At 64.3% G+C, this 14,881-nt stretch carries 14 protein-coding genes; 12 read left to right on the top strand and 2 right to left on the bottom strand.

From position 1 onward, the window contains the following. The first annotated feature begins 113 nt into the window (after window positions 1–113). Complete coding sequence (locus OLX02_RS17520; protein ID WP_053556553.1) at window positions 114–3,083, top strand: Tn3 family transposase; 2,970 nt, start codon at window positions 114–116, stop codon at window positions 3,081–3,083. A gap of 312 nt (window positions 3,084–3,395) precedes the next feature. Beyond that, the gene (locus OLX02_RS17515) at window positions 3,396–4,250 is read left to right on the top strand and encodes a lytic transglycosylase domain-containing protein (RefSeq protein WP_264424904.1); all 855 of its coding nucleotides are present in this window, start codon (window positions 3,396–3,398) and stop codon (window positions 4,248–4,250) included. 250 nt (window positions 4,251–4,500) lie between these two features. Here OLX02_RS17515 and OLX02_RS17510 read toward each other — a convergent pair whose 3' ends face one another. After that, the gene (locus OLX02_RS17510; RefSeq protein WP_264424902.1) at window positions 4,501–5,007 is read right to left on the bottom strand and encodes a hypothetical protein; all 507 of its coding nucleotides are present in this window, start codon (window positions 5,005–5,007) and stop codon (window positions 4,501–4,503) included. A gap of 104 nt (window positions 5,008–5,111) precedes the next feature. After that, window positions 5,112–5,471, bottom strand: a complete 360-nt coding sequence (locus OLX02_RS17505) for a hypothetical protein (RefSeq protein WP_264424900.1) — start codon at window positions 5,469–5,471, stop codon at window positions 5,112–5,114. Window positions 5,472–5,807: 336 nt separating this feature from the next. Between OLX02_RS17505 and OLX02_RS17500 the strand changes: the two genes are divergently transcribed. From OLX02_RS17500 to OLX02_RS17455, 10 genes are all read left to right on the top strand, one after another. Continuing rightward, window positions 5,808–6,122, top strand: a complete 315-nt coding sequence (locus tag OLX02_RS17500; protein ID WP_264424898.1) for a hypothetical protein — start codon at window positions 5,808–5,810, stop codon at window positions 6,120–6,122. Between the two features lie 75 nt (window positions 6,123–6,197). Continuing rightward, on the top strand, window positions 6,198–6,482 hold the full coding sequence (gene traL, locus OLX02_RS17495) for a type IV conjugative transfer system protein TraL (RefSeq protein ID WP_022674957.1): 285 nt from the start codon (window positions 6,198–6,200) through the stop codon (window positions 6,480–6,482). Window position 6,483: 1 nt separating this feature from the next. Beyond that, window positions 6,484–7,089 carry a type IV conjugative transfer system protein TraE gene (locus tag OLX02_RS17490; RefSeq protein ID WP_264424895.1) on the top strand — a complete coding sequence of 202 codons (606 nt, stop codon included), beginning with the start codon at window positions 6,484–6,486 and terminating at the stop codon, window positions 7,087–7,089. Then, the gene (locus OLX02_RS17485; protein ID WP_264424893.1) at window positions 7,089–7,883 is read left to right on the top strand and encodes a type-F conjugative transfer system secretin TraK; all 795 of its coding nucleotides are present in this window, start codon (window positions 7,089–7,091) and stop codon (window positions 7,881–7,883) included. Before OLX02_RS17490 ends, OLX02_RS17485 begins: the two co-directional genes overlap by 1 nt. Then, a complete protein-coding gene (locus tag OLX02_RS17480; protein WP_264424891.1) occupies window positions 7,883–9,262 on the top strand; it encodes a TraB/VirB10 family protein in 1,380 nt (459 codons plus the stop codon). Before OLX02_RS17485 ends, OLX02_RS17480 begins: the two co-directional genes overlap by 1 nt. A gap of 10 nt (window positions 9,263–9,272) precedes the next feature. Continuing rightward, window positions 9,273–10,163 (top strand): DsbC family protein, encoded by an 891-nt coding sequence (locus OLX02_RS17475; RefSeq protein ID WP_264424889.1) that lies wholly within the window; start codon window positions 9,273–9,275, stop codon window positions 10,161–10,163. Further along, window positions 10,139–11,311 (top strand): hypothetical protein, encoded by a 1,173-nt coding sequence (locus tag OLX02_RS17470; protein WP_264424888.1) that lies wholly within the window; start codon window positions 10,139–10,141, stop codon window positions 11,309–11,311. Before OLX02_RS17475 ends, OLX02_RS17470 begins: the two co-directional genes overlap by 25 nt. Window positions 11,312–11,316: 5 nt before the next feature. Beyond that, window positions 11,317–13,923, top strand: a complete 2,607-nt coding sequence (traC, locus tag OLX02_RS17465) for a type IV secretion system protein TraC (protein ID WP_264424886.1) — start codon at window positions 11,317–11,319, stop codon at window positions 13,921–13,923. Then, window positions 13,920–14,270, top strand: a complete 351-nt coding sequence (locus tag OLX02_RS17460; RefSeq protein ID WP_264424884.1) for a hypothetical protein — start codon at window positions 13,920–13,922, stop codon at window positions 14,268–14,270. Before traC ends, OLX02_RS17460 begins: the two co-directional genes overlap by 4 nt. Beyond that, window positions 14,263–14,847 (top strand): type-F conjugative transfer system protein TrbI, encoded by a 585-nt coding sequence (locus OLX02_RS17455; RefSeq protein ID WP_264424882.1) that lies wholly within the window; start codon window positions 14,263–14,265, stop codon window positions 14,845–14,847. The genes OLX02_RS17460 and OLX02_RS17455 overlap by 8 nt, the downstream gene beginning before the upstream one ends. The last annotated feature ends 34 nt before the right edge of the window (window positions 14,848–14,881 follow it).

The raw sequence follows: 14,881 nt of genomic DNA, 5'->3' as shown, positions 1-14,881 counted from the left end.
GTGGACGCTATGGAGGGCAGCCGCTGCGCCCCACCCATATCCGTCCACATACTATGTCTCTTTACTCCTCGCTGTCCATAGGCCCAGATGACCTTTTGTGGACAGGAAACGGCATGACGAAGCGCAAGCATCAACTCCTGACCGAGAGCGAACGCGATCAGATACTCGCCATCCCGACCGATCGCGACCATTTGGCCCGGCTCTATACCTTCGAGCCTTCCGATATCGAGATCATCGGCGCGCGACGGGAGCGACGGAACCAGTTGGGCGTGGCGCTGCAACTCGCGCTCCTGCGGCACCCGGGCATCACGCTTGCGCAGTTGATACAGGACAGGGGAGCAATACCCCATGATCTCGCCGCTTTCGTCGCGGAGCAACTTGGTCTGCACGTAACCGAGCTGGCCAACTATGCGGCGCGGGATCAGACAATGACGGATCATGCCCGTGAGCTGGCGGCGCGTTTGGGGCTTCGGGGGCCAACCCGCGCCGATATTCCCTTCATGGTCGAGGCGGCCGCGAGAACGGCATGGGCGACCGACAAGGGGATGACGATTGCGATGGGCGTGGTCACCGCCCTGCGCGAGGCCCGGATTTTGCTGCCGTCCATCTCCACCATCGAACGCGCCAGCAGCGCGGGACGTGCCCGCGCGCGCAAGCAGGCCGCCCACGCCCTGATCGCCGATCTCAGCGCCGAACAGGTCCAGGCCCTCGATCAGCTCTTCGACGCCGCCGGCGGCATGAGCCATCTCGCCTTGCTTAAGACCATCCCCGTCGCGGCCAAGCCCGATCACGTCCGCCAGATCCTCGACCGTCTGAGGCAGGTGCGGAAGATCGGCATTTCCCCCGACGTCGCGGGCCGCATCCACGCGGACCGATTTCGGCAATATGTCAGGGAAGGCCGTGCGTCGCCTGCCTATATGATCGAGCGCTATATTCCCTCCCGGCGACGCGCCACGCTCGTTGCCTTCCTGCTCGATCTTGAAGAACGGCTGACGGACAGCGCCCTGGAGATGGCGGACAAGCTGATCGGCGGCATCTTCACCCGCGCGAAGAACGCCCAGGCGCGCAGCTATGCCGCCACGTCGAAGAACGTGGCCCGGCTGATGCTGATCTTCCGCAGGACGATCGACGCGCTCACCGATGCAGTCGATACTGGCGAAGATCCTATGGAGGTCCTGGATGCCTCAGTAGGATGGCACACCCTCCTGAAGGCCAGACCGGAAGTGGCGACGATCGCGGAAACCGCCAATCTTGATCCGCTGAGGGTCGCGGCCGACCGCTATGCGACGTTGCGCAAGTTCGCCCCTGATCTGCTTGAAGCGCTGCAGTTCAGGGCCGGAAAGGGCAGCGCGAAAACGATTGCCGCTATCGAGATGCTGCGCGACCTCAATAGGTCGGGCAAGCGCGATCTGCCTGCCGACGCTCCGATGCCCTTCCGCAAGGAATGGCAGAAAATCGTCATGGGCGATGACGGCAAGATCAATCGGCGGCTCTGGGAAATCGCGACTATCGCGCATCTGCGCAACAAGCTGCGCTCCGGTGATGTCTGGGTGGAACGATCGACGGGATACCGCCAGTTCGACAGCTACCTGCTAAGCGAACCGAAGGCCAAGCCGATCGTGTCGGCTCTTGGTCTGCCACCCACAGCCGGCGAATGGCTCGAACAGCGGGGCCGCGAACTGGACTGGCGGCTGAAGAAATTCGCCCGGAGCCTGAAGCGCGACGCTCTGGAGGGTGTGCGATACCGCGACGGCCGCCTCCAGATATCCCCCGTTCGCACGATCGCAACGCCCGACGCCGAAGCCCTGGCCGACCGGCTCGATGCGATGATGCCACGCATCCGTATCACCGAACTGCTACATGAGGTGGCGCAGGAAACTGGCTTTCTTTCGGCGTTCACCAACCTGCGCACCGGCGAGCTATGTCCCAATGAAAATGCGCTGCTCGCCACGATCCTCGCCGACGCCACCAATCTCGGCCTGTCGCGCATGGCCGCCGCGAGCCAGGGCGTCACGCGCGATCAACTCCTATGGACCCATGACGCCTATATCCGCGACGAGAGCTACCGCGCGGCGCTCGCCGTCCTCATCAACGCGCACCACCGCCTGCCATTCTCGCGGGTATGGGGCGACGGCACAACGTCCAGTTCCGATGGTCAGTTCTTCAGGGGCGCGAAGCGCGGCGCATCGGGCGGCGACATCAACGCCCGCTATGGCGTCGATCATGGCTTCAGCTTCTACACCCATGTTTCCGATCAGCGCGGGCCCTACCACGTCAATGTGATCTCGGCCGCCACGCATGAAGCGCCCTATGTCCTCGACGGCCTCATCAGCCATGGCACCGATCTCAGGATCGTCGAGCATTACACCGACACCGGCGGAGCGACCGATCATGTCTTCGCCCTGTGCGCGATGCTGGGATTTCGCTTCTGCCCGCGCCTGCGCGACTTTCCGGACAGGCGGCTTGCGCCGATCGCGCCGGTTTCGGCCTATCCGTCCATCGCCCCGTTGTTGGGCAAGCGTATCCGCACCGACATCATCAATGAACAATGGGACGACGTGCTGCGCCTCGTGGGGTCGATCAAGGCTGGCCACGTCGCGCCGTCGGTCATGCTGCGAAAGCTCGCCGCCTACGAACGGCAGAACCAGCTCGACGTCGCACTACAGGAGATCGGCAAGATCGAACGGACCCTGTTCATGCTGGACTGGCTTGAAAATCCCGATCTGCGCCGGCGATGCCATGCCGGCCTTAACAACAGCGAGCAGCGCCATGCCCTGACGCAAGCGATCTACACCTTCCGCCAGGGCCGCATCATCGACCGCAGCCATGAAGCTCAACAATATCGGGCATCAGGCCTCAACCTAGTCATCGCGGCGATCGTCTATTGGAACACGATCTACATGGCCGACGCCGCCCAGCATCTGCGATCGGCAGCGGCCCCGGTCCCCGATGATCTGCTTGTCCATACGTCGCCGGTTGGCTGGGAGCATATTGCCTTTTCCGGCGATTTCCTCTGGGATCGAGCCGCCGCTTCCGCTGGCCGCAAGGCCCTCAATCTTCCGCCGGACAGCCGCGCCGCCTAAGCGTTCCTCGGTTGTTCTCCCTTAGCGTTGTTTAGCGTACCTTCCACGCTATGCCCTCAATATAACGTCATCGCCTTCGGTGGCGGCGGGACGAGAATCTATGCAAGGCATTGATAGATGAGGCGACGCGTAGAGTTACTATTTGCGTGTCATAATTCGGTTCATCCTGAGGCAGGGCGACCTATCTGTCTTTGGGCGGCGGCTTGGCTCGCCTGATGGGTTTACGCAGAGATTGACTCTGCTTTCCATATTTGATTTTCTAATCATGCGCAGTCCCGATCAGATCCGCACGCTACCTTGAAAGGGTGCGTCGTGATTTCATCCAACTGTAGTTTGATCGTTGTTGCCGCAATGATGTGCGTTTCGGCCGCGAAAGCTAGAGAAGTTGATCTTGTCCATTTTTCTCCGTTTTCCGTTACTGCCAGCAATGAGCAGGGGGCGGTCGGATTCGCGCTAAGCACCCATTTTGAGGGTTTGGTTGAGCCGGCGCCCGATGCGCGCCGCATTAGTGAGAGAACCCACGCTATTGGCGGAAACGACCCGTCAGGACTTTTCGAAACGAACCATCTGGCAATCCTGGCGCCTTCCACCTCGTCATCGTGCCTGCAAAATGGGTATCGCCCGACCTGGTGGTTGTCGCCTGAGGTGGAGAACCGCCGAGTAGCCTATTTTGCAGCAATGTCCGCGATAGCTTGCGAAAGCGGGCTTCCTGAAAGCCTTTTGGACGCGGTCATTGCTCAGGAATCGGGATACAAGGCTTGGGCACTAAGTGGGGCGGGTGCGATGGGCATGATGCAGGTCATGCCGGCAACAGCGAGAAATCTGGAGCTAAGGAACCCTTGGGATGCGCTGGCCAATATGAGGGCAGGGGCACGCTACCTTCGTCAGCAGCTTGATCGCTTTGGACGCGTCGATCTGGCCTTGGCCGCGTACAATGCAGGGCCCGAACGTCGTTCACTCGCGCTGGGCAGCATTCCTGCAATCCCGGAGACCCGTAATTACGTGCGGGCGATCACAACCAACTGGGTGCGCCTCACGAAGCTTGGGAGCTCAAATTCGACCGTTGCCGCGCGGGCTATGGCGGCCAACATCGCAGTACGAGCATCAGGCTACCGCGAGGTATCCCTCATAACCTACGACGGCACGAATGCGGCAAACCCGATATAGTGCGCATACAAGACTGCGATCGCCAGAATGCTCGGAAACCCCAGAAAGTAAGCTAACTGGAAGTGCAACCACACGCGCGGCAACCAGAAGAGCCATCCCGCTACCGACTTCTGCGGGGGCCTGAGCACACCCGTTCGAACGTCATAGCACGTCTTGAGCGCCGCACAGGCCGAGCAGATCGCTGCGAGCAGTGCGACAGCGCTGTATAGCTTCTGCCACGCCAGAACGGTCTCAGGCGCTATGTTGCCCATCAGGCCTGCAAAGTTTGGTCGTTCTGCATGACCCGCTCCTGGTGCGAGAGCAGCAGATCATAAGCCCTGCGGGCGGCCTCATGGATGATAGCTGGCCGCAGGTCGACCTCGATCGAGCCGCGCCGGCAAGTCATGACCTCGAGATAGAAACTCTTGAGGCTCTCGGCGGCGAGGAACACGGCCTGGTTGGCGTAGGCGTCAGGATCGTGCAGCAGGGCAACGCTGATCTTGGCCCGAACGTGATCCATCCCGAGTTCGTTGAAAATCCGGTCGCGCAGGCCTTCCGGAAGCGGATTGGTCTTCTTGAGGATCTTGTGCAGCCTAGGTCGAGGTATCCGCATCCGGTCCGCCAGATGCGCGGGCGGAATACCCTGCCGTGAGAGCTCGGCGTTGATCAACTGCTTGTATTGGTCCTGTTCCCCAGGTCCCGGGTTCGGATTGGCAAAGAGAAACACCGGTTCCGTCTCGGGATCAGTGCTCGGCTTGAAGACGGTCTCAGGCGTCAAGTTCCTGTGAGGCATTTTCCATCCCTCCCAAGGCAAAACGTCTATGGGATGGCATAATCTGTCAAGAGTCTTAAGCAGCGCGTAACTTTGCTCCGGAGCTCTACCTAGATCAGATTGTGGCGTTCGGCGAGGTAGACGGCGAGCGGGACGAGGATCTTATCAACCCCCTGTTTATCCGCGATCATCTTTACCTTGTCGCGCAGCGCATCGTAGTTGGTCGACCACTTTGGCGAGACCTCAATCCATACGACAACGTCGCCGTCGACCTCATACTCGCTGAGGAACAGGTCCAGCTCTTCCTTGGAAATCCCGTGGGATTTAAGGCGTTCGCAGGCCCTTTGCACCGTCATGCGCATCGTCTGGAAGCGCCCGGTCCGCTTGGAATAGGCGCACATGGCTTCGGCCAGCAGGTCGAAGCACTGCTGGCTCAAGTGGATCCGGACATTGCGGTTACCTGCGGCCATAGGCGGATCATCCAGGACATCTGACGCTCCGCATAATGGTCTGAAATTGTAAATTTGGCGAATCCGGTCATTTCACAGCGAGTCGCGCGCGCCGTGTCCTCCAGCGGGAAACCGAATTCCCGGTTGGTCAAAAACGTTTCCCGAAACGGAAAACGCAGTTCCCGCAAAAGGAATTCCATTTCCCCAATAGGGAAACAAAGTCTGCCTCCAATTGCCGTTTCGAGAAATCTTCCGATTCGCCGGTGAGCTTCAACGTCCTGTTAATTGCTCCCATCAGCGCACCTCTGTTCATTCTGAAGGCCGTGAATGACGCGGCTTTTGGAAAAAGGACGAGAGATGAAACTCAACACACACGGGAAGGGGCAGACCCTGCTCCAGGGCGCGGCGGTCGTCGCCGTCGCCGCTGTCTTCGGCAGCGAGGTCGCGATGGCCGGCGCTGACGCGACCTTCAACACGGCGCTTACCGCCTTCACGGGCTTCCTCGAAGGTTCGGGCGGCAAGATCATCACCGTGCTGAGCCTGGCCGGCGGCATCGTCGGTCTCGCCTCGGGCCGCTTCAGCCTGGCGCAGGTCGCCATTCCGGTCGGCGTCGGTGTCGGCGCCGGGACTGGCGTGCCGATCGTCACCGCCGCGGTAACCGCAACGATCTGACCCAAGCGGTCCCCCCTCCGGCCTCGCATTCGAAACGAGGACTGGCCGGACAAACTGGAGGGCGGTGTCGCCATTATGAATCGCTATACGGTTCCCGCGCATCTCGATGATCCGGAACTCATCGGCTTTTGGACGCTCGATGAGTTCCTCGCGATGATCATTCCGTTCGCATGGGGGATCCTGTCTCAACATATTCTGATCGGGATTTCAGCAAGCGTGCTGGCCTGGTGGGGATTGCGCAAGTTGAAGGCGGGACGCGCCGTCTCGTGGATCATTCATTCGGCCTACTGGTACCTTCCGGGTGCCTTCATGGGCCTCAAGGCGACGCCGCCCTCCCATCTTCGACTGATGGCGGGCTGACATGGATCTCTCGATTTCCCACGGCCAGGCGCAGCGGCTGCTGAAGCAGCGCAACCTCCTGGCGATCACGGCAACCGGGCTGTTCGGCCTGAGCGTGCTGCTGACACTGACCGCGGCTCACCGCGACCGCGAGGTCGTGCTGCAGCCGGTGCTGGCAAAGCCGCTGACGCTTTCTTCCAGCCATGTCGACAAGGATTATCTCGAGCTCGTGACGCGCGATGCCGCGCTGCTCACGCTCAACCGCTCGCCGTCAAACCTCCAGTACTGGATGGATTCGATCCTGGCGATCACCGATCCCAGGACGCACGGCCGGATGAAGGCCGAGCTCATGAAGGTGTTCAATGAGCAGAACGGCTCGAGCGTCTCGCAGTATTTTACCATCGAGCAGCTGAGCGTCGATCCCGATGCCCTGACCAGTGAGGTCAATGGCGTCCTCCACACTGTCGTCGGCTCCAAGGAAGTGACCGCCGAGGCGCGGACCTTCCGCTTCGTGTGGAGCTACTCGGGCGTCAGCCTCAAGCTCGCCGGGTTCGGGCGCGTCACCAAGGACGGCGCCGGTTCTGACGGCGGCAAGACCAGCAACAAGAGCGATGGAGGAGAGGGGTGATGGCCCAGCTTGGATGGGGCGCGATTGGGGTGGGCGCAGTGCTCGCCGGCAGGCCCTATGCGATCACGGGGCGACCGGTCGGCGCGGCGCTTATCTGCCTAGGCACGCTGTGCCTTGCTGCTCCCGCCATGGCCGATCAAAGCATTCCTGCCGCCGACAACGGCACGGTCGCCTGCATCGCCTCGGCCAAGGACCTCACCCGCATCAGCCTGGCCGGCGATCAGTTTGCCTCGGTCTCGAAGATCAGCACGGGCAACCCGGCCGAGGACTTCAAGATCGTCAACGAGCCGATGCGCGGCGACATCTATCTCTCGGTCCCCGACGGCTTTGTGAAGCCCAACCTCTCGTTCTTCGGCACCACCCGCAAGGGCTACGTCTACAAGTTTGTTTGCCAGGTTCGCGGGAATGACGCCGAGCAGGTCTTCGTCACCAATACCGCGATCAAGGCCGAAGCCGCACGCGACTGGGAAGTGCGAAGTTCGCCCGAGGACAGCGCGGTGCGCCTCGCGCAGGCGATGTACCGCAGCGAGACCATCGAAGGCTTCGAGGTGCGCCAGGACGTGCTCGAGCCGGTGACGGTCGGCAAGCTCGAGGTCCAGCAGGTCGGTGAATACCGCGGCGCCGACCTCAAGGGCCTGGTCCTGCGCGTGCGCAACACCGGTCGCGGCGCGCTGCCGCTCGACGAGAACATGCTCGCCGCCAAGGGCGCGGTCGCCTTCATGACCCCGGTCAGCGAGCTCGCACCAGGGCAAGCTGCCGCCGTCTACCTCATCCAGTCGAATGGAGGCCGCTGATGGATTGGAAGAACCCCTTCCGCAAAGGCCCCAAGACGCTCGATGGGCCTGCCGGCGACACCGAAGGCAGCGATGCCTCGCCGCTCGGCGATGCGATTCAGGCCAACGAGGCGGTCAAGAAGAAGCAGATGCTGCTACTCGGCGCAGGCGGCCTCGCCGCGCTGCTGATCGGCTCGACCTACATCTTTTCAGGCGGCGCCAAGAGCAGCGACGCACATGTCAAAAAGGAAGTCGGCGAGGTCTCGGTCGACGAGATGGTCAACAAGAACATGGCCGAGAAGGAGTGGCGCGCCCAGTCCGAGGCCCAGATGATGGCGATGGACAACAACATGCGCGCGCTCGCCGCCCGCGCGCAGCGCGCCGACCAGCTCGAAGCGCAAATGGCGCAAAGCCAGGCGCAAGGTGCCGGGGTCTCGCCGGACACCGAGCGGGTGCTTTCCGCCTATCAGAGCGAGAACGAGCAGCTCAAAGCCGCGCTCGCGGCAGCGCGGCAGTCGCCGGTCATGGGACAGCCAATCGTCGGACCTGGCGCGACCCCGATCGGGCCCAACGCCATGTATGGCCGCACCAGCTCGCCTAGCTACCAGAGCGCGCAGACGACCCCGGCGGGGCAAGCCGCGGCGGCCGCTGCGGGCCTGCCAAGCGGTCGGGGCAGCGAGGTCAGCCTCGTCTCGTTTGGCGAAGGCGGGAGCGGGACCGGCAGCCCGGTGCCGAAGGGCAACACGGTCTATACCGACAGTGCCAACTACCTTCCGCCGAACTCGATCGCGGTCGCCAAGGTCATCGTCGGGGTCGATGCCGCCGCCGGCGTGCAGAGCCAGACCGACCCGCTTCCTGTGGTGCTGCGCATCACCGGCCCGGCGCGCTCGGTCTATGACAATGGGCGTCTGCTCACCACCAACATCGCCGGATGCCTGGTCAATGGCGCGGCGCGCGGCGACCTCTCTTCCGAGAAGGTCTACGTCAAGCTGCAGCGGATGACCTGCCCGCAGCCAAACGGCCGCTACGCGGTCTCGGACGTGAAGGGCTTCATCGCCTTCGGCGGCAAGACCGGGGTGAGGGGGCGCGTGGTCAGCCGCGAAGGCTCGCTCATCGGCCAGGCATTCCTCGCCGGGCTCGCTGGCGGGTTCGGGCGCGGGTTCTCGGCCAACACCAATTCGATCCTTCAGGGCACCAACGTCAATGTGAACGGCCAGCGCCAGAAGCTCGGGCCCGGAGAGATCCTCCAGGGCGGGCTTGGCGAAGGCGTCGCGACCTCGGCCGACACCGTTTCCAAATACCTGATCGAGCGGGCCGAACAGTACCAGCCCGTGATCGAGATGCCGACCGGGATCGATGTCGAAATCGTGTTCCTCGAGGGCGTGTTCATCAACGGATGAGGAGGGTGCCATGAAGCTGAAGTCACTGAGCTTGAAATCCCTGAATTTGGGGCCCAGCGCCCTTCGCAAACTCGCGATGCCGCTCGCGGCGATCGCGCTTGGCAGCGGGGGCTCGCTGGTCTGGGCGAATGCCAATGCCAATGCGCCAAACGCCTCATCGGAAACCGATCTTGCGGTGGCCGCGGCGCTCAAGGAGCGCTTGCCGCGTACGCAGGTGAGCCGGGTCAATTGCCAGGTGGTTGACGGGGTCTGCGAGGTCACGGCCGGATCGCAGCTGTTCTACGTCGACAGGACCGCGCGCTATCTTCTGATCGGGCGGGTCTATGACATGCAGACCCGTCAGGACCTGACCGCCGTGCGGCTGCTCGAGGTCAACCCCGACCTGCTGGTTGGCGGGGCTGCGGGCAGCCGACAGGAAGCCCAAGAAGTCGAGACCCCGCGTCGGGGCGTGAATACGCCATCGGCGAGCGGTGCCCCCCGGATGATGTCGCTCGCCGCACTGCCCGAGGCGGGCGGCATTGTCTGGGGAGCAAGCTCGGGCCCGACCGTCACCGTCTTCAGCGATTTTCGCTGCGGCTATTGCCGGGCGCTGTCGGGGGTTCTCGAGACCATGAACGTGCGGGTGATCGAGCGGCCGATCTCGGTGCTCGGCAGCCGCGACCTTGCCAATCAGGTGTTCTGTGCGCGCGACCGGCGCAAGGCGGTCAAGGCTGCCTATGCCGGCGCCCCGATCACAGACACCCGCGCCTGCGACACCTCGCCGCTCGATGCCAATGAGCGTTTCGCCCGCGAGCAGGGTCTGGCCGGCACGCCGGTGATCGTCCGCTCGGACGGGGCGGTGATCGAAGGCTTCCGCCCGCGCGAGGTCCTCGAGCAGTGGCTGAAGGGCGCCCGCTCGTGACCGCGCTGACGCCGGGGCAGCTTGCCGGTCTGGGCCGCGCAGTGACGCGCAAGTCGCGTGGGCAAGTCTCGCTGCCGCCAGTCGCGATCGACCTGGCCGATGTGATTGCGCTGTGGCACGAGGTCGCCGCGAGCTTCGCCAATGCCGAGGGCCGGCTTGTCGCCGCGCGGGATCTCGAGCGCTTACGCCGCCGGTCCTGGCAGGTTTCGCACGGGTACGCGGCGCTTGGCGAAACCAACCTCAGCCTCGAAGCGGGCCTTGCCTTCTGGCGCCTCGCCCTGCGCCTCGGCAAGCTCGCCGAGCGGCGCCAGGCAGGCGGCCTCACGCGGGCGGCATCTCTTGCTGCGCTCGGTCTCGCCGCAACCCAGCTCGCGGCCTGCACCAGCCTGTTCGGCGGCAACATCAAGGGAAGCTTCGCCTGCAGCGCACCCAACGGCACCTGCGCGCCCTCAACGGTGATCGACGACCAGGCCCTGTCGGTGATCCAGAACGCGCGGCCGATGACGCCCGCAGGACCCTATATGCGTTCGCCCACCGCTGCGCGGACTACCGCCGCCGCCTATGTCCCGACCGGATCGGGGCGCATCACGCCGGCGCAGGGCGGCATGGCCCACCGCGAGCGCCGGGTGCTCCGCGTGGTGTTCCCATCGTTCGTCGATGGCGGCGGCAATCTCCATGAGCCGCGGATCGTCCATGCGGTGGTCGATGACGGGGCCTGGATGCAGCTCTCAGGCAGCGAACCCACGGCGATCGACCAGATCGAGGGCCGCACGGCGAGCCTTGCCAGCGCTGCTTTCACCCCGCCGCCCTTGCCGGATGCAGAGACCCTGCCGAGCGACCTGTCGCCCGCACCAGAGGTCAAACCGGCACCGGCTAGGCCACCAAGCCCCGAAGCCGTTGCAGCGGCGCGCGCCAAGGGTGCAGCGCTGAAGGCAGGCAGCGCGATCGACGCGATCCGCGCCGAGGTACAAAGCCGGCTTGCTCAGACCGCGAAGTCGCCCGCAGCAGTGGCGCCGGTGGCGGCCCTTGCACCAAACGCGGCACAAGGCGCGGCACATATTGCGGCACCTGTCGATGCGGTCAAACCCGCCGCCGCCACGACGCCGGTCAACGCGCCGGCGGCTTTCAGCGCCAAGGTTGAGGAGTAGGACCGATGGCTTCGCGGGGCTTTTGGGACCGGTTCCTCGACATGGTGTTCGGCGAAAGCGCGCATCCCGAGGCGACACGGCCCGTTCTCGGCGCGCCGATGCTGTCGAACTGGCTGCCCTATCGCAGCTACGACAAGAAGAGCCGGATGTTCATCAACACGGAATCAGTGGGGTTCATCCTCGAACTCGCGCCGATGATGGGGGCGGATGAGCGCAGCGGCGAGATCCTGACCCAGTTCCTTTCCGACGCCGTGCCGCCCGGCTGCGAGATCCAGCTCATCCACTGGCAAAGTCCATCGGTCGGGGAACGCATCGCCGACTGGGTCATGCCGCGCGTCGTCGCCAAGGGCGTCTACGGCCGAGCGGCCACCCACCGCGCGCGCTGGCTGCGCCGGGCGGCGTGGATGTCGATATCGCGCGATGCGCCTTTCTACCTGCGCAATACCCGCGTGATCCTCTCCGTTGGCGCACGGCTCAGCGGCCCCATTGGGGCCGATGCACTCGGCTCGGTTCGCGAGAGCCTCCACGGCACGCTTCAGGCGCTGTCGATCCCTGCGCGCGACGTCGGACCGGTCGAACTGATCGCCTTTCTCGACGATTTCCTCTGCCCCGCGGTCGACAACGCCGACCGGCCCGAACACTATTCCGAGCTCGACCCGATCAACATCCAGTGCGTGCGCCGCGATCTCGAGACCCAGGTCACGCCGGATCGCATCGTGCTGCAGACCGAGCGGTTTCGTGCCACAGGAGAAAGCCAGGACGGCGCGCCGGTGATCGGCGAGGTGGTCCCCGACAAGTTCGACTGGCGCTTCTTCTCGGTCCGCAATCTGCCCAAGCAGTGGGCGCCCTGGGACGTCCAGAAGATCATCGGCGACGTCATCAACGACAAACTGCGCTTCGGCTGCAACGTCATGACCGTGCTTGGCCTGGTCTTCCAGGACGAAGAGGCCGCTCAGTCGCGCGCCGGGCTCAAGGTCATGCGCACGACCAGCCTGGCCGACAGCCGCTCGGCCCGGTTCCTGCCCCAGCTCTCCGAGCAGCGCGATGAATGGCAGTACGTCCAAGCCGAAATGCGCCAGGGCCGCAAACTCGCGCAGGTCTATTACGGGGTTGGCGCGCTCTCGCCGCTCGGCAAGGGCGACGTCAACGAGCGCATGGTGAAGTCGGTCTACAAGGCCTCTGGCTGGGACCTCATCGACGAGCGCTACCTCCAGGTCATGGGGCTGCTTGCCGCCATGCCGCTCTCGTTCCCCAACGGCCTGTCGGCGGATCTGAGGCGCATGAAGCGCTTCAAGACCATGCTGACGACGACGGCCGCCTCGATCGCGCCGCTGCAGGGCGAGCATACCGGCGGGCACATTCCGCACGTGCTGCTGATCGGACGGCGCGGCCAGCCCTTCTTCTGGTCGCCGTTCCAGAACGCGGCCGGCAACCACAATGTCGCGGTGTTCGGAAAATCCGGCTCGGGCAAGTCGGTCTTCCTGCAGGACGTATGCGCGGCAATGTCGGGCGCCGGCGCCAAGGTCATCGTGATCGACGACGGGCGCTCGTTCGAGCACATGGCCAAGGCCTTCGGCGGCGCCTTCGTCGAGTTCAAGCTCTCCTCGGGGTTCTCATTGAACCCGTTCGACATGATCGATGGCGAGGCGCTGTCCTCGGACGAGGACGGCGAGGACTACGAGGTCGAATGCCTCGCCATGCTCAAGTCGATCGTCGGGCAGATGGCGCGCCAGCAGGACCGCCTGTCCGACACCGAGCGGGGCCTGATCGATTCCGCGGTGAGCAGCGTCTGGCGTGAAAAGCAGCGCGCGGGCAGCATCGACGACGTTGCGGCGGCGCTGCGCGCGCTCCCATCGCCCTTTGCCGGCGATCTCGCCGATGCGATGTCGCCGTTCCTCAAGGGCGGCACCTATGGCCGTTTTTTTGAGGGTTCCTGCTCGATCGATCTCTCGGCGGGCCTCACCGTGTTCGAGCTTTCGGACCTCTCTTCGAAGCCCGAGCTGCGCTCGGTCGCGCTCACCGCGCTCATGTTCCTGACATTGAGGGTCATGCGCGATCTCGACCGTTCGGTGCCGAAGCTGACGATGATCGACGAGGCCTGGCAGCTGCTCGGCGGCGGGCAGATGGGTCAGGCGATCGAGACCTACGCCCGGACATGCCGCAAGTATGGCGGCTCGCTCATCACCGCGACCCAGTCCCTCAATGACTTCTACAAGTCCGAAGGCTCGCTCGCGGCGCTCGAGAACTCGGACTGGTCGATCGTCCTCCAGCAGAAGGAGGAGACGATCAATGATCTCGCCAAGCACCAGCGCTTCGAGATGGACCACTACACCGAGAGCCTGCTGCGCTCGCTCAAGCGCAATGGCACCGAGTATTCCGACGTCCTGATCAAGGGACCGGAGACGCTCGCGGTCGGCCGGCTCGTGCTCGATCCATATTCGGCAACGCTCTACTCATCGAGCCCCCGGGTCTTCTCCGAGATCGAGGAGAAGGTGCGCGCCGGCCTGCCGCTCCCCGATGCGATCGAGCGGGTGGCCTTTCCCGACTTTGTTCCGCCGCAGCCCGGTGCCCCCGACTTTGCGGACGGCGAACTTGCCGAGGCCGCCGAATGATCGCGCTCCTTGCCCCTCGTCGCCGGCCCATGCGCCTAGCCGATGCCTGCTACCATGGCCTGCGCTTTGCCGGTTGGCTCGCAGTCACGCTGGGCTGCGTCGCAGCGCTTTGGCTGCTGTTCTTCGTGGCGCTCGGCAATTTCAGCTTTGGCGGGACCGTGCTCCAGCTCGAGAACTTTGCCTCGCGCTATGTCGCTGCCAGCGCCGAGCGCCAGGACCGCTTCGCCCATGTCTTCTGGCTGACCAGCGCCGGGCTCTTCGCCGCGGTCGGCTACTTTCGCCGCCACTCGCTGCTCACGCGGCGGACCGCGGGAACCTCACATTCCAGGGAGAACTATCATGGCTAAAAGCCCCCGCATGTCCGCGGCTACAGCGACCAGCTCCACTGCCGGCCCGCTGTTCGAGGCTGAGGTAAGCACGCCCCCGTCTGCGCCCCGCGCCCGGATCGGACTCGTCCCCGTGGCCCTGGTCGGCGCGCTGGTTGCCGCAGGACTTTGGGGCGCCTGGGTCACCAAGAACGTTCTGGGGGCAGGGGACCGGCCCGCCATCGCCAAGGTCCAGCTTTCAGGCATTGTCGGGGAATATATTCAGGCTCAGGCCCGCTCGGCCACCCCGCCCGAGCAGGTCACCACCGAGACGCGCGCGTTCATGGGCGAGGTCCAGAAGAACCTCGAGCGCCGCGGCGCCGCGGGCCAGATCGTGCTGGTGGGCGAGGCCGTGCTGGCCGGCAATGTTCCCGACATCACCGCCGATGTGCGCCGCGAAGTCTACACGAAGGTCAAGATGCCGCAGCCTGCCAATCCTTCGGCGGGCGAGGTCATGGGCGCAATGCGCGCAGCGATGAACGGGCAGGGGACCCCGCAAGCAGCGGCCCCCATGCCGGGCGCTGCCTTGGGAGGACAGGGCAGTGCTCCCGTCAACTGAGCCGCTCACTCCCCGATCCCCGCACGCCCGGCGC

Source organism: Novosphingobium sp. KCTC 2891 (genome assembly GCF_025938155.1).
GTDB lineage: Bacteria > Pseudomonadota > Alphaproteobacteria > Sphingomonadales > Sphingomonadaceae > Novosphingobium.
This window is presented reverse-complemented; position numbering and strand designations above follow the sequence as displayed.

Coding starts and splice junctions, on each gene's coding strand:
- OLX02_RS17520 (WP_053556553.1), top strand. CDS start 114: ATGACGAAGCGCAAGCATCAACTCCTGACCGAGAGCGAACGCGATCAG.
- OLX02_RS17505 (WP_264424900.1), bottom strand. CDS start 5,471: ATGGCCGCAGGTAACCGCAATGTCCGGATCCACTTGAGCCAGCAGTGC.
- OLX02_RS17500 (WP_264424898.1), top strand. CDS start 5,808: ATGAAACTCAACACACACGGGAAGGGGCAGACCCTGCTCCAGGGCGCG.
- traL (WP_022674957.1), top strand. CDS start 6,198: ATGAATCGCTATACGGTTCCCGCGCATCTCGATGATCCGGAACTCATC.
- OLX02_RS17490 (WP_264424895.1), top strand. CDS start 6,484: ATGGATCTCTCGATTTCCCACGGCCAGGCGCAGCGGCTGCTGAAGCAG.
- OLX02_RS17485 (WP_264424893.1), top strand. CDS start 7,089: ATGGCCCAGCTTGGATGGGGCGCGATTGGGGTGGGCGCAGTGCTCGCC.
- OLX02_RS17480 (WP_264424891.1), top strand. CDS start 7,883: ATGGATTGGAAGAACCCCTTCCGCAAAGGCCCCAAGACGCTCGATGGG.
- OLX02_RS17475 (WP_264424889.1), top strand. CDS start 9,273: ATGAAGCTGAAGTCACTGAGCTTGAAATCCCTGAATTTGGGGCCCAGC.
- traC (WP_264424886.1), top strand. CDS start 11,317: ATGGCTTCGCGGGGCTTTTGGGACCGGTTCCTCGACATGGTGTTCGGC.
- OLX02_RS17460 (WP_264424884.1), top strand. CDS start 13,920: ATGATCGCGCTCCTTGCCCCTCGTCGCCGGCCCATGCGCCTAGCCGAT.
- OLX02_RS17455 (WP_264424882.1), top strand. CDS start 14,263: ATGGCTAAAAGCCCCCGCATGTCCGCGGCTACAGCGACCAGCTCCACT.